Origin of the sequence: Streptomyces uncialis (assembly GCF_036250755.1) — a bacterium.
Classification (GTDB): domain Bacteria; phylum Actinomycetota; class Actinomycetes; order Streptomycetales; family Streptomycetaceae; genus Streptomyces; species Streptomyces uncialis.
The window spans coordinates 2,162,166-2,174,439 of sequence record NZ_CP109583.1 but is presented as its reverse complement, the minus strand read 5'-3'; the positions used below and the strand labels follow the sequence as shown (position 1 = coordinate 2,174,439).

The 12,274-nt window shown below is 70.9% G+C and carries 15 protein-coding genes; 2 read left to right on the top strand and 13 right to left on the bottom strand.

Going from position 1 to position 12,274, the window contains the following annotated elements; genetic code table 11:
* Positions 1–12: 12 nt before the first annotated feature.
* The 8 genes from OG711_RS08865 to cutA all read right to left on the bottom strand — a co-directional run bounded on the left by OG711_RS08865 (position 13) and on the right by cutA (position 6,035).
* Positions 13–462 carry a hypothetical protein gene (locus tag OG711_RS08865; RefSeq protein WP_329558997.1) on the bottom strand — a complete coding sequence of 150 codons (450 nt, stop codon included), beginning with the start codon at positions 460–462 and terminating at the stop codon, positions 13–15.
* Positions 459–854 carry a hypothetical protein gene (locus OG711_RS08860; RefSeq protein WP_329558996.1) on the bottom strand — a complete coding sequence of 132 codons (396 nt, stop codon included), beginning with the start codon at positions 852–854 and terminating at the stop codon, positions 459–461. Before OG711_RS08860 ends, OG711_RS08865 begins: the two co-directional genes overlap by 4 nt.
* Positions 851–1,240: a hypothetical protein gene (locus OG711_RS08855; protein ID WP_329558995.1), complete on the bottom strand. Its 390-nt coding sequence runs from the start codon at positions 1,238–1,240 to the stop codon at positions 851–853. The genes OG711_RS08860 and OG711_RS08855 overlap by 4 nt, the downstream gene beginning before the upstream one ends.
* Positions 1,241–1,331: 91 nt before the next feature.
* The gene (locus OG711_RS08850) at positions 1,332–1,643 is read right to left on the bottom strand and encodes a hypothetical protein (protein WP_329558994.1); all 312 of its coding nucleotides are present in this window, start codon (positions 1,641–1,643) and stop codon (positions 1,332–1,334) included.
* A 152-nt stretch (positions 1,644–1,795) separates the two neighbouring features.
* Entirely contained in the window at positions 1,796–2,998 is a 1,203-nt protein-coding gene (locus OG711_RS08845) for a helix-turn-helix domain-containing protein (RefSeq protein ID WP_329558993.1), read from the bottom strand.
* 314 nt (positions 2,999–3,312) lie between these two features.
* Positions 3,313–4,545: a helix-turn-helix domain-containing protein gene (locus OG711_RS08840; protein ID WP_329558992.1), complete on the bottom strand. Its 1,233-nt coding sequence runs from the start codon at positions 4,543–4,545 to the stop codon at positions 3,313–3,315.
* A gap of 431 nt (positions 4,546–4,976) precedes the next feature.
* On the bottom strand, positions 4,977–5,564 hold the full coding sequence (locus OG711_RS08835; protein ID WP_178391059.1) for a hypothetical protein: 588 nt from the start codon (positions 5,562–5,564) through the stop codon (positions 4,977–4,979).
* Positions 5,565–5,705: 141 nt separating this feature from the next.
* A complete protein-coding gene (gene cutA, locus OG711_RS08830; protein ID WP_266507115.1) occupies positions 5,706–6,035 on the bottom strand; it encodes a divalent-cation tolerance protein CutA in 330 nt (109 codons plus the stop codon).
* Positions 6,036–6,132: 97 nt separating this feature from the next.
* Between cutA and OG711_RS08825 the strand changes: the two genes are divergently transcribed.
* Complete coding sequence (locus OG711_RS08825) at positions 6,133–6,789, top strand: hypothetical protein (protein ID WP_329558991.1); 657 nt, start codon at positions 6,133–6,135, stop codon at positions 6,787–6,789.
* Positions 6,790–6,855: 66 nt separating this feature from the next.
* On the opposite strand, the gene cynS is transcribed toward OG711_RS08825, so the two are convergent.
* Both cynS and OG711_RS08815 read right to left on the bottom strand, forming a co-directional pair.
* Complete coding sequence (cynS, locus tag OG711_RS08820) at positions 6,856–7,326, bottom strand: cyanase (RefSeq protein WP_073789901.1); 471 nt, start codon at positions 7,324–7,326, stop codon at positions 6,856–6,858.
* A 97-nt stretch (positions 7,327–7,423) separates the two neighbouring features.
* Positions 7,424–8,026, bottom strand: a complete 603-nt coding sequence (locus OG711_RS08815; RefSeq protein ID WP_329558990.1) for a carbonic anhydrase — start codon at positions 8,024–8,026, stop codon at positions 7,424–7,426.
* Between the two features lie 134 nt (positions 8,027–8,160).
* Between OG711_RS08815 and cynR the strand changes: the two genes are divergently transcribed.
* Complete coding sequence (cynR, locus tag OG711_RS08810) at positions 8,161–9,213, top strand: transcriptional regulator CynR (protein ID WP_329558989.1); 1,053 nt, start codon at positions 8,161–8,163, stop codon at positions 9,211–9,213.
* Positions 9,214–9,217: 4 nt separating this feature from the next.
* On the opposite strand, the gene OG711_RS08805 is transcribed toward cynR, so the two are convergent.
* From OG711_RS08805 to OG711_RS08795, 3 genes are all read right to left on the bottom strand, one after another.
* Positions 9,218–9,757 (bottom strand): putative immunity protein, encoded by a 540-nt coding sequence (locus tag OG711_RS08805; protein ID WP_329558988.1) that lies wholly within the window; start codon positions 9,755–9,757, stop codon positions 9,218–9,220.
* 128 nt (positions 9,758–9,885) lie between these two features.
* Positions 9,886–10,599 (bottom strand): L,D-transpeptidase, encoded by a 714-nt coding sequence (locus tag OG711_RS08800; protein ID WP_329558987.1) that lies wholly within the window; start codon positions 10,597–10,599, stop codon positions 9,886–9,888.
* A gap of 294 nt (positions 10,600–10,893) precedes the next feature.
* Positions 10,894–12,237: a M20/M25/M40 family metallo-hydrolase gene (locus tag OG711_RS08795; protein WP_073790494.1), complete on the bottom strand. Its 1,344-nt coding sequence runs from the start codon at positions 12,235–12,237 to the stop codon at positions 10,894–10,896.
* Between the last annotated feature and the right edge of the window lie 37 nt (positions 12,238–12,274).

Sequence of the window (12,274 nt, the reverse complement as noted above, 5' to 3'; positions counted from 1 at the left end):
GCGACCCCCGGCTCACGAGGCGCACGGACACGGACACGGCTCGCGCGCCGCGACCACCGCGAGGAGCCGTCCCTCCACCCGCATCCAGGTGACGCCGTGGCACATGTGGATGTCGTCGGCGCGTCCCAGGAGCCGGGCGGACAGGCATCCCGCGCAGACGGCAGGCGTTCGCCGGGGTGCGGACCGTGCCGCTCGCCATGCCCTGCGGAGCGTGTGCGCGGTCCGGCAGTCCCAGGGGTCGTCGCCGAGGCATTCGGCACAGTTGTCCAGATGGGTGAGGAGCCGCCCCCAGGCGAGTCCGACCGTGTCCGTGTCGGCGCCCCCGTGCGCGGGCCCGGTCCGCTCCCGGCACGGCACCGCGTGCCGGTACAGGGTCGTCCCCGGCCCGGACGCGGAGGGCGACGACTGTCTCTCGTATGCCTCGTGGTCCTGGATGGGTTGGTCGCAGTGGGAGCAGATCATGTCGGCTCCTGGACGGTGGTGCTGGTTGTGGCGAGGTGTTCGATGGCGCGGAGGATGATGGTGAGTCGGCGTCTGCCGAGTGCTTCGACTTTCCAGAGGGCGACGAGGCGGGGGAAGGCGGTGGCGATGACGAGGGTGAGGAAGGCGTCTTCCTCGTCGTCGAGGGTGAGGGCGGTGCGGTAGCGGGTTTCGAAGCGGGGCCAGTCGCAGTGGAGGGTGGTGCCGTTGTCGCTGATGAGGAGTTGCTGGACTTCTCGGCGGGTGAGGAGGTCGCCTTCGTCGATGAGGGCGATGACGGCGGCTTGTTCGCCCGGGGTTCGGCCGCCTGCCCAGATGAGGAGGCGGTCGGTGAGAAGTTGCGGGTGTTCCGCCGGGGGTGTCTCAGTCGTCATGCGCGTTCTCCTGCGGCGGGGGTGTCGGATCCGCCGAGGTGGGCGAGGGCGCGTAGGACGAGGGTGAGCCGGTGTTCGCCGAGGGTGTCGAGTTGGCCGAGGGGTGCGGCGGTGCGTTGGGCGATGGCGAGGACCAGGACGAGGAAGGCCCGGTCGGAGGCCGACAGATCGGGGACGAGTACGTGACGCCGGGCGAGGCGGGCCCAGTCGCAGGCCATGTGGCCGTCCTGTTTGGTGATCAGGGCGGTGCGGATCTCGTCGCGGTGGAGGAGCTCCTCGTCCGCGACGAGTGCGGCGACGGCGGCCCGCTCGCGTGGGGCCCGGTGCTGGGCCCACTCGGTGAGGAGCGACGCAAGTGGTGGCGAATCCGCGTTGGGTTCGATCACGTCGCGAGGTCCGATCCGGGCTGCTGGACATCTGCCGATACTTCGCAGAGGAATGCGCCGTGTTCAGCGATCCAGACGTGATCGGCAGACTCTACGGGGTGAGTTGCCCCTCCAAGCTGATGACGCCTTGGATGTGATGTTCGGTGATCGCGTGCCGGACATGGGCCCACTGGGCACGCTCGTTGAGCGGTGTCGGTGTGGGGGCCTCGCAGAAGACGATTTCGGTGACTTCCCAGTCCCGGGCGAGCGCGTACCCGCGCAGGATGGTTGCGGTCTCGTTCGCCCCATGGTCCGGGTCTCGCAGGCAGATGTAGAGGATCACGGCGGTGCGACCGGCGGCGGCGCTGTGCAAGGCGCGGCGGCGCTGACGCTGGCGCGGTGTCCGGAGAGGGCTCTCACTCATGCCCGTAACCCTTCCGCTACAGCGGGTGACAGTACAGATCGGGGCTGTACGACTTCTGCGATCGCTGCGCGGTGGGAGCCGCCCGTCGCGTACGAGTTCCCCGCACCGTTCGGGGTTCGGGTCGTACGCGACGTACGAGTCGGGGTGATTGGTCAGACGATCGGATTGGCGCCGATCAGCTTCGCCACCCTGCGCAGCCGGACAGTGGACGCGCGGCCGATCTTCGACACGATCACCTGGGGGAGCGCTTGGTGGCGAGCCCAGTGCGGTGCTGCCCGTACGGCCGCCTCCAACGTGTCCAGGCTCGCGTCCCACATCTTCGCGTCCGCCAGGGCGAGTGCCTTGTCGAGCTGGTAGCGGTTCTGCGCGGCTTCGCTCAGGCTCGTGACGTCATGGATGGAGTTCACCAGGGCCAGGGCCTTTCCGGCCTGTCCGAGCGACAGGTTGACACCGACGGCCTGAGTGGTCGCGGTCACCGGACCGAACAGGGTTCCATGAGCGCGCATCTCCCGGCCCAACCGGGCACCGGTCGCGTGGGACTGGGAGAGATAGTCGGACGCCCGGTCCGCGTTGCCCATGCGTGAGGCGACGACGGCGGCGAAGTTGATGTGCGATCCGTACACCGTGAGTTGCTCCGGGGTGGCTTTGGAGAACAGCGGCTCGATGTCGGTCGCTGACCTCTCAGCCAGTTCCAGCGCGTCACGAAGACGCGCGTCACGCAGGTACACCCAGGACCGCCCGGAGGCGACGAGGGCCTGACGCAGGTCGTCACCGGCCCGCTCGGCTGCCTGTTGGGCATGACCGATCGCGGCATAGGCGAGGTCACGCACTCCCATCAGGTTCGCCACGTAGCCGCACAGGCGGTACGCGTCCGCCACCAGACCCCAGGCGCGCGCCTGCTCCCCGGCAGGCTGGGCGCGCAGCCGGGCGGCGGCGTCACGCAGCAGCGGCGCGCTGATCGTTCCCACCTCGGCGTAGCGGCCCTGCCAGTACAGCTCCCACGCCCGTTTCTCGATCTTCTCCAGATCGGTCAGCGGCGGAGGGGCGGTGGCGTGCGTGATTCCGGCCGCTGTGTCGTGCACCGCGTGCGAAAGGTTCTTCAGCATCGCGCGGTCGTCCTGTTGCAGGGACCGGCGTGGCGGCTGCTGCCCAAGGGTGACTGCCGTGTCGACGCCGAGTGCCGCGGTGATCTTCAGGAGGGTCGGAAGGGAGAGCCGCTTGTCCTGCTCGGCCGCCTGAATGGTTGCGATGGAGAGCCCTGTCATCCCGGCCAGGGCGTCCTGTGTGATCTCCGTGCCACGAAGGGCCTTGATTCGCTCGCCGGTGCTGTAGTCAGACCACTGGTGCATGCTCATGCCGAACTCCGTTTCTGGCTCGTCGCTTGAAACGGTACGCCCAAAACGGTTGCGTGCGAGGCGAGTCGGCCTCTTGGCGCAGTTGCGTTCGGTGCTGCGGCAGGTCTGTCCTGGCGTACGAGAAATCGGTGATTTCACTCCTCCTCCCCTGTCCCGCTGTTGTCCGCAGGGGCGGGTGCGCCGACGATGAACCCGCCGCTTTCGGCATACAGGGCGGCTGCGAGGCCGACCATGGCCCGGTCGATTCTGATCAACCGTCATATCACCGGCATTGGAGGAAGAATGCGGCAGCGACCCGGGTGGGCTGTCGTGGCCTACGCCAGTACTCCGACATGCTCAGCGATCGCGTGCACCTCACGCCGCATCTGCGGGCGGGAATGCTTGAGCAGGCTCTGTACGGCTTCCCACACGAGGGGGAAGTAGCGGATCTCCTCGGGAGACGCCTGCATGATCTCGCGCAGCATGTGCAGGGTGGCGTACTGGTCACCGGCAAGCCGGTTGGCGTGCATCACCTCGACCAGGTAGCGGGTGGTGCGCTCCAGTGGCAGCACACCTCCGGGCTCAGGTACGTCGACGTCGTCCGCCAGACGCAGGGCCTCCCTTATGTCTCCCTCCTCAGCCGCGAGGTGCACGCCGTGCATCGACACATTGGTCGGTCCGAACGAGGTGTGGAAGTCGTTCCGGTCCGTGCCGAGCCTCGCGGCGACCAGCCGGGCCTTGGCAAGCAGGTCCCAGGCTGTGGGTGCCTTGCTGTCCCGCACCGCCGCGATGACGGCACCGAGGTGCAGAGCGCCGTACGCGGAGAGGTGTTCGGGGGTGGCGTCGCCGTCCGGGTGGCAGTGGTCGATCATCCGGCGGGCCAGGTCGAGTGCGTCCGAGACCTCACCACTGGACGTGAGGATGCCGACGACGTTCCACGCGGCGGCGGCGATCAGCGCGCGGTCCCCGGTCTCGTCAGCGATCTGCATCGCCCTGTCGGCCGCCCGCAGGGACAGGGGACGTTCACCGACCCGCCGCAGGAACACCTGGTGCAGATGCAGCAGCGACACCAGGCACCCCGCGACCCGCCGCTCCTCCTCACCCGTCGAGGCGCTGAGGGTGGCGTACGTTTCCGCGAGCAGTCCGGGCAGCAGCTCACCGACCGGTCCGTACCGCTCGGTCCGCGTTTCGTAGATGTCCCATGCCTCGACGACACGTCCGTCGAGTTGTTCGGCGGTGAGGGCGTCACCGGGCAGGCCGAGGCCGAGGAGCGAGGGTGGTGTGTTGAGGGCTCGTCGAATGGCCGGCACCGACGGATGCTCGGCGCCGGCGGCGAGGCTCAGGCTGACTGTCGGGCCCACGAGGTCGGCGACGTTGTCGAGTCCGACTTCGCGGGCGATGGCGATCAGCATGCTGAGTGAATCGACCGGGATGACGTTCCGCTCGACCTTGCTGAGCCAGTCCTCGGAACGGCCCACCAGCCCGGCCACCGCCGCCTGGGTCTTTCCCGCCTTGTTCCGGTAGTACCTGAGCCGCTCCCCGGTGGTCATGACGGATGCATTGATCATGGGTTCCCCTTGATGGGTGAGGGCACTCAACGACCAATGTACGGCTGGCTCGTGGCAAAGGGCGGCCGTGCGCACGCAAGGCAGCGGACGGGCGGTACGTCGCGGGCCTGGGGAAGTGGCCGGGGTGTTCACCGCGTACCGCCGGGGACGCGGAAGTGTCCGCACCCGCGGAACGGGTCAGCCGAGGTGGGTGATGTTGACGGTCGTGACCACGAGGACGGGCGGTTCGGACACGTAGGAGCGGACGAAGACGTCGGCGACGGTGGCGAGCCGCCGGTCCTTCTCACGCGGGTGCTCAGGCTTGGAACCGTGGCCTTAGGGGCTCTGCCCGAGCGTCCTGGTCATCTCGGCGTCGAACCGGGCCCGGTAGGCGGGCGTCATCTCCGCGCGGACCTTCTCCGCGTGGCTCGCGTACTGGATGCGGTACCGGCTCACGCCTCCTCCACCGGGGGACGCGCCGGGCGCGTGACTCCGGCGGCGAGCTCCGCCTTCACCTGTTCGATCACGGCGTCGTCCGCGGCCTTCTCCTCGGGCGGATATCCCCATCGCAGGGCCACGTAGACCAGATCCTGTGCCGGGGTCCGGGCGGTCTCGGCCTCGAACTCGGCCAGCTTCTCCCTGCCGAGGACGGCGCGGATGCCCTCGATCGTGGCGGGATGGGTCACCGACCCGAGGGGGAATCCCGTCCTGAACACGGGGGACCGGGAGGCACCCGTCGTGTCGTCATGGGGTGGATGAGTGGGGGTGACGGGCTCGCCGTCGCCGTCCAGCACTCCGGTGAAGTCACCGGCCCGCAGGCGCGCGACCGTGGCCGGATCCTCGGTGAACGCCCGCGCGGGAAGCGCCCAGGCGAGAACGGCGTAGACGAGGTCCACCGCCGGTGTCCGGGCGATCTCGGCCTCGAACTCGGCCACCCGTCCCTCGTGCAGTACCGCTCGTACGCCACCGATACTCGCGGGCACCTCCACCTGCCCCCAGGCCAGTGGAAGACTCCACACCGGCCCTGCGCTCACGGTCATTCCGGCCCCTCGCCTCCTTGGAACAGCGGCTGTAAGAAGGCTTCACCGTACGGATTCCGCGACGGTGGGTTCCCGTTTCGGACCCGGCCGCCACGATCGGGTGATGCGCCGCCGCGATCGAAGCAATGTGCCGCGCCGGGTTCAGGCGTTCGGCGCGCTCTCCTGCGCCACCCAGGACAGGAACTCCTCGGAGCCGCCGTCCACCGCGAGCACGATCCACTGCGGCACCTCGTACGAGTGGGCCGCCTTCACCCACTCCGCCAGAGCGGGAAGCCTCTCCCGGGTCGTCTTGTACGAGATCCGCCACTCCTTGTCGCGGATGAGGTCGCCTTTCCACCGGTAGACGGCGGTGAAGGGCCCGTCGATATGGGCGCACGCCGCGAGTCGGCCTTCCACGGCCCCGCCCGCCAGTTCCCCGGCCTTCGTCTCGTCGTCGATGGTGGTCTGCGCGATCACGACATCGTCCGGCATACCGTGCTCCTCGTCCTCGGATGCCGCGACCCTACCCATGGGCGGCTGCTGATCACCGCCTGCGGCGAGGGGATGCGGAGGTGTCCACACTGGGTGAATGAGCGAACCGGTGAACGAGGACGAGCACGAGATCGCGGAACTCCAGGTGGAAGTGGCCGCCCGGCTGCTGGAGTTCGTCCGCGCGCCGCTGCTGGGGGACCAGCATGTCCGGGGAGTGCTGCCCGCCCCGGACGGCGCCCCGGCCGTCCGAGGTGTGCTCGGTGACCGGGGCGAATGCGCCCCGGCCCGGCTGACGGCGTACGAGATCCCCGTTGGAGCGGGCGAGGACCTGCGCACATCCCACGATGTCGTCTCCCTGCTGCGCGCGGTGCATACGGGAACGGGCCTTCACGCGTCGGACCAAGTCACCTCTGTCATGGGGATGGACCTCTGCCTGGTCGATCCGGCACGGGTGGAAGGGGCGCCGTTCACGAACGACGACTGGGTCTCCACCCTCCTGCGGTGCCTGGTGTTCCCGCCCGAGAAACAGTCCGGGGCCCGGCTGCGTGGCTTCCTGTTCCGGGAACGGGGCTTGCTGCGTCTGTACATGGACAGTGACGAGGTCCCCGGTGTGACGGCGGCCGACGTACGGCCGGGTGGGGCGCTGACGGCGTTGCTGGCGGTGCTGCCCTCGATGCTCGGCGAGGAGTGGCTTGTCGCGGACTCGGCGGACGACCCGCACTGCGACCGTCTCGTTGATCTCACCGACTGGTGACCAGCGGAACGAGCGGTACCGGCGGGTGGGCCCGTCGGTACCGCTCGTCCTGTGTCGGCGTGGTGGTCAGAACGGCTTGGTCGGGAGGTACTTGCCGTCCAGGGTGATCACCGCGCGCTCGCCGCCGTCGGGGTCCGCGACCTTCCGTACGTCCAGCTTGAAGTTGATCGCGCTGATGATGCCGTCCCCGAGCTGCTCGTGGACCAGGGCCTTGAGGGTCGTGCCGTAGACCTGGAGCATCTCGTGGAAGCGGTAGATCGTCGGGTCGGTCGGGACCGCGCCGGGGGAGGTGCCGCGCATCGGGATGGTCTGGAGCAGAGCCGCGGCGTCGTCGTCCAGGCCGAGCAGCTCGGCGACGGCCTTGGCGGAGTCCTCGGGAAGCGGGTGCTGGCCGAGCACGGCGGCGGTGACGAAGGCGACGGACAGGCCCGCCGCGTCCGCGATCTGCTGCCAGGTCAGATCCTTGCGGATCTTCGCGTCGACGGCCTCGGCGGCCAGGGCCTGACGGGCGGCGGGGTCGAGCTGTGCGTGCACCATGGAGGGTGTCCTTTCGGGGGGTGGGCCGCTCCCGGTGGGAGGGGCCGGAAGTTTCCGGGCGCCGGTCGGCGCGGGGAAGAGGGGGACCGGCCTGGTGTCAGACCAGGGCGGGGGCCGGGCGGCCGGAGGTGACGAGCTCCTCGACGCGGCCGGTCGGGATGTCGTACACCCAGCCGCGCAGGGTGAGCGTGCCGGCGGCCAGCGCGCGGGCCACCGAGGGATGGGTGGCGAGGCTGGTCAGCTGGGCGCGGACGTTCCCGCGCACCAGGGCGTCGACCTCCGTCGTACCGTTCGCGGCGACGGAGTGCGCCCGGGAGGCGTCCGCGTGGCGCAGCCAGTCGGCGATCGCGGGCGCGCCGCTCAGGTCGTGCCCCTCGGCCAGGGCGGTCATCGCCCCGCACGCCGAGTGGCCGCAGACCACGGTCTGGGTGACGCCGAGGACCGCGACGGCGTACTCGATGCCCGCCGTGACGGCGTCGGCGCCGGGTGTGTACGCCGGGACGAGGTTCCCCGCGGTACGGATGACGAACAGCTCACCCGGCTCGCTCTGGGTGATCAGCTCCGGCACCACACGGGCGTCGGAGCAACCGATGAACAGGGTGCTCGGCCGGTGGTCCGAGGCCAGTCGGGCGAAGAGCTCCGCCTTGGCCGGGTGGACATCGCGCTGGAACCGCGCGACACCCTCGGTGAGGTCGTGCATGGTCACTCCTTTCGTGGTCTGTCGGCCTGAGCGGCTGACGAGATCCACCATGCACGACCTGCGCCTATAGAGTCCAAGACGCATCAGGCATTACTTCTATCGATGCCATCTATACCTCCGCCTACACTGGGGGAATGGCTCCGGAACTCCGACATCTGCGCTATCTGCTGGCCGTCGCCGAGCAGGGCAGCTTCACCCGTGCCGCCGAGGAGCTGCGGATCTCCCAGCCCACGCTCTCCCAGCAGGTCAGACAGCTGGAGCGGACCCTGGGCGCACAGCTCCTGGACCGCTCGGGGCGTACGGTCCGCCTCACCGACGCCGGGGAGGTCTACGCCGGGCACGCCCGCCGCGCGCTGCGGGACCTCGCGGCGGGGGAGCGTGCCGTGCTGGACGTGGCCGATCTGTCACGCGGCCATCTGCGGCTCGCGCTCACCCCCACCTTCACCGCGTACCTCGCCGGACCGCTGGCCGCCGCGCTGTACGACCGTCACCCCGGGATCACCCTGGAGGTGAGGGAGATGACCCAGGAGCGGATCGAGGCGGGGCTGCTCGCCGACGAACTCGACCTCGGTATCGCCTTCCACGGCCCCCGGCCGCCCGGGATCACCGCGACGGCCCTGTTCACCGAGACGCTCAGCCTCGTCACCGCCACCCGGAACCCGGCGCCCGGTGCGGTCCAGGAGCCGTTGCCCGTAGGGGAATTGGCGGAACGTCCGCTGATCCTGCTCAGCGCCGACTACGCGACCCGGGCGCATGTCGACGCCTACCTCACCGCCCACCGGGTGCGCCCCCGGGTCGTGATGGAGGCGGACTCGGTGCAGGCGCTCACCGAGATCGTCCGCCACACCCCGCTCGCGACCGTCCTGCCCGACGCGGTCACCCACGACCACCCCGACCTCACCCGCGTCCCCCTGGAACCGCCCCTGCCCGCCCGCACCGCGACCCTGCTCCGCCGCGAGAACGCCTACCGCAGCGCGGCGTCCCTCGCCTTCACCGAGCTAGCCCGCCAGCACACCCGCAGCCTCGGCCCACCCCCGGACGAGGCTGCGGCCCCGGACGGGAACCCGCCCCCGGACGAGGTCCCACCCCCGGACGAGGTGGCGGCCCCGGACGAGGTCCCACCCCCGGACGACGCCCCGGCCCCTCCCGGCCGGCCGGGTCGCACCACGTCGCGCCGCGAGGGCTGATCGCTCAGCGGGGTGCGCGCAGTGACGCGTCCAACGTGCTCATGAGCTGCGCGACGCGGTTCTTGCCGGTCGGCGCGAGAGGGTACCGGGACAGCACGTCGACCAGGACCGGTGTGGCGCGTCGCCCGGCCTGCTCGATCAGTGCGTTCCCGACGGCGGGGTCGCCGCCCGCGTTCAACTCGGCGACGCGCGCGGCACACGCGGCGGCGCGCAGGATGTGCCCCACCTGGGTGGCCCGCGCGATCGGGTGCAGATACGCGGCGGCCGCGGCGTCACCGGCGCAGCGTGCGGCGAGACGTGCCGCCTCGGTGTCCGCCTCCTTCGCGGCCCGGTGCGCGTCCAGCGAGGTGACGCGCTGGAGCTTCGTCCTTCGCGCGCCGTTGACGAACTCCCACGCGGCGTCGAGGGCCGCGCGCGGCCGAGGGTCACCGGGAACGGCCTCCTCGAACACCGGGAGGACTTCCTGAGCGCTCTCGGCCGCGTACCGCGCCACCACCCGCAGCTCGTCCATGGTCAAGGTGAAATCACCGGACACCGTCGTCATGGACCCGATGCTCCCACTGCTCGAACGCCGCCCGGAGCCCTCCGGAGCCCTTCCGGGCGGGGCGGGCGGGACGAGGGGTGTGCCGCTCGCCGGGTCCATGGCCGGATGAGCCCGGGGCGGCCGTCCGGTCAGCCCCCGGTACGGCGTCCCCAGACGTACACCGCGTCACCCAGCCGCAGGACGTCCCACAGGGTCTTGCCGTCGTCGTAGCGGAGATTGACGCAGCCGTGCGAGCCGGGGTCCTCCCAGATGTTGCGGTAGCTGGCGTGCAGCGCCTGGCCGCCGTCGAAGAACTGGGCGAACGGCATCGGGCCGTCGTACAGGGTCGACCAGAACTCCTTCTCGCGTTTGTAGATCTCGAACCACCCGCTGCGCGTCGGGTAGTCCGGCGAACCGGTACGGGCGGGCACCGGCCGGAACAGGATGGTCCCCGCGTCCTCGACCCACAGCACCTGCCGGTTCATGTCGATGCACACCACCACCCCCGAGGTGTCCGGGCAGCCGCGGACCGCGTCCCCCTCCGCGAGGGCCTGCCGCCACATCACCGCGCGGTACGTGTACAGGCCCGCGTACCCCTGGGCGGGGACGACGTCGTGCTCGCGCTGGAACGTCTGGATCGCCGCGCAGTCGGCGGCGGACTGCTTGCCGTCCACGACCAGCCCGAGATGCCTCTCCACGTCCTTCTGGTACGGGCCGGTCGACAGGTTGCACTCGGACTCGGACCGCCGGGCGGTGTCCGGTCCGTCCTCGTCGGTTCCCTGGCGTACGGGTCCGGGTGCGGGTGCGGTGGGTCCCGCGGCCTGGCCGGTGGCCGGTACGGCCGTGCCCAGCGTTCCGGCCACGGTGAGTATCAGGCCGCCGGATATGTGTCCCCATCGGCGGCGGGCCGTCCCCCGTCCCGTCGCCTGCCTGCTGTTCGTCCGTCGCACTCCGCGCCTCCGCGTGTCCCCCGGGCGGTGACGGGCCCGCGTCCGTCCCGCCCGGGGACCCACGGACGGGCGGGCACGAACAGATGTAGACCGCGGGGCCCGTCGGCAAACAGGCGCGCTGTGGGTCTCACCCCATCGGTGGAGCGGCGTCACCCGGTCGGGCGGAGCGGCGTGCGCTCACCCGTGATCCGTCCCGGTCCCGCCCGGTCAGTAGCCGAGGAGCAGCCGGTCCAGGACGTTCACGCCGAACTCCAGCGCCGATAGGGGAACCCGCTCGTCGACGCCGTGGAACAGCGCGGAGAAGTCCAGGTCCGGCGGCAGCCGCCGGGGCACGAACCCGTACCCGGTGATACCGAGCGCGGCGAAGGCCTTGTTGTCGGTCCCGGCCGACAGACAGTACGGGACGGTTCGTGCGCCCTCGTCCTCCGCGCGCAGCGCCCGCGACATCGCCGACACCAGCGGGGCGGTGAACGGCGCCGAGACCGCCACATCGCGTTCGATGGTCTCCATACGGACCCGGGGCCCCGCGAGTTCCTTGAGGGTCCGCTCGAACTCGTCCTCCAGACCGGGCAGGAACCGTCCGTCGACCTCGGCCGTCGCGGTGCCGGGCACCACGTTCGTCTTGTACCCGGCCGTGAGCCGCGTCGGGTTGGCGGTGTGGTGGAGCGACGCGCCGATGAACCGCGCCAGTGGTCCCAGGCACTCCAGTACCTGCGCCGGGTCACCGCTGTCCGCGTCGAAGGGCACCCCGAAGGCGTCCGCGGCCTCGGTGAGGAAGGCGCGGGTGGTGGGGGTGAGCACCAGCGGCCAGCGGTGCGCGGCGATCCGGGCCACCGCGGCGGCCAGCTCGGCGACCGCGCTGTCGGTGTGCAGCATGGAGCCGTGACCGGCCTGGCCTTCGACGGTCAGCCGCAGCCAGTGCAGACCCTTCTGGGCGGTCTCCACGAGATAGAGACGGCGCTCGGCCGAGACCTCCACCGAGAAGCCGCCGACCTCGCTGATCGCTTCGGCACAGCCGTCGAACAGCTCCCGGTGGTGGCGCACGAGATGGCGGGAGCCGAGCGCGCTGCCCGCCTCCTCGTCGGCCATCCACGCGAACACCAGGTCCCGGCGCGGCCGGCTGCCCGTCCGCGCCCAGGAACGGGCGAGGGCGAGCATCATCGCGTCCATGTCCTTCATGTCGATGGCGCCCCGGCCCCAGACCGCGCCGTCCCGGTGCTCCCCGGCGAAGGGCGGCACGGACCACTCGGACGGGTCGGCGGGCACCACGTCGAGATGGCCGTGCACGAGCAGCGCGGGCAGGGCGGGTTCCCGGCCCGGTATCCGCAGGACGACGTTGCCGCGCCGGGGGGCGGACTCCAGATACGCGGGGGCGAGCCCGGCTTCGTCCAGCTTGCCCGCGACGTACTCCGCGGCCTCGCGTTCCCCGGGCCCGCCGCCGTCGCCGGGGTTGGACGTGTCGATCCGCAGCAGGTCCGTGAGCAGGGCGACGGTGTCCTCGGTGGCGGCCTCGCGGACGGCGATGCCCCGGTCCGCGGTGTCCTGGCCCATGGCGCCGCGGGCGGCGGCGTCCCGCGCGGCGGGGTTC

What these genes read in the sequence shown, in the direction of transcription:
- OG711_RS08865 (WP_329558997.1), bottom strand. Translation starts at nt 462, where the DNA reads ATGATCTGCTCCCACTGCGACCAACCCATCCAGGACCACGAGGCATAC.
- OG711_RS08860 (WP_329558996.1), bottom strand. Translation starts at nt 854, where the DNA reads ATGACGACTGAGACACCCCCGGCGGAACACCCGCAACTTCTCACCGAC.
- OG711_RS08850 (WP_329558994.1), bottom strand. Translation starts at nt 1,643, where the DNA reads ATGAGTGAGAGCCCTCTCCGGACACCGCGCCAGCGTCAGCGCCGCCGC.
- OG711_RS08845 (WP_329558993.1), bottom strand. Translation starts at nt 2,998, where the DNA reads ATGAGCATGCACCAGTGGTCTGACTACAGCACCGGCGAGCGAATCAAG.
- OG711_RS08840 (WP_329558992.1), bottom strand. Translation starts at nt 4,545, where the DNA reads ATGATCAATGCATCCGTCATGACCACCGGGGAGCGGCTCAGGTACTAC.
- OG711_RS08835 (WP_178391059.1), bottom strand. Translation starts at nt 5,564, where the DNA reads ATGACCGTGAGCGCAGGGCCGGTGTGGAGTCTTCCACTGGCCTGGGGG.
- cutA (WP_266507115.1), bottom strand. Translation starts at nt 6,035, where the DNA reads ATGCCGGACGATGTCGTGATCGCGCAGACCACCATCGACGACGAGACG.
- OG711_RS08825 (WP_329558991.1), top strand. Translation starts at nt 6,133, where the DNA reads ATGAGCGAACCGGTGAACGAGGACGAGCACGAGATCGCGGAACTCCAG.
- cynS (WP_073789901.1), bottom strand. Translation starts at nt 7,326, where the DNA reads ATGGTGCACGCACAGCTCGACCCCGCCGCCCGTCAGGCCCTGGCCGCC.
- OG711_RS08815 (WP_329558990.1), bottom strand. Translation starts at nt 8,026, where the DNA reads ATGCACGACCTCACCGAGGGTGTCGCGCGGTTCCAGCGCGATGTCCAC.
- cynR (WP_329558989.1), top strand. Translation starts at nt 8,161, where the DNA reads ATGGCTCCGGAACTCCGACATCTGCGCTATCTGCTGGCCGTCGCCGAG.
- OG711_RS08805 (WP_329558988.1), bottom strand. Translation starts at nt 9,757, where the DNA reads ATGACGACGGTGTCCGGTGATTTCACCTTGACCATGGACGAGCTGCGG.
- OG711_RS08795 (WP_073790494.1), bottom strand. Translation starts at nt 12,237, where the DNA reads ATGGGCCAGGACACCGCGGACCGGGGCATCGCCGTCCGCGAGGCCGCC.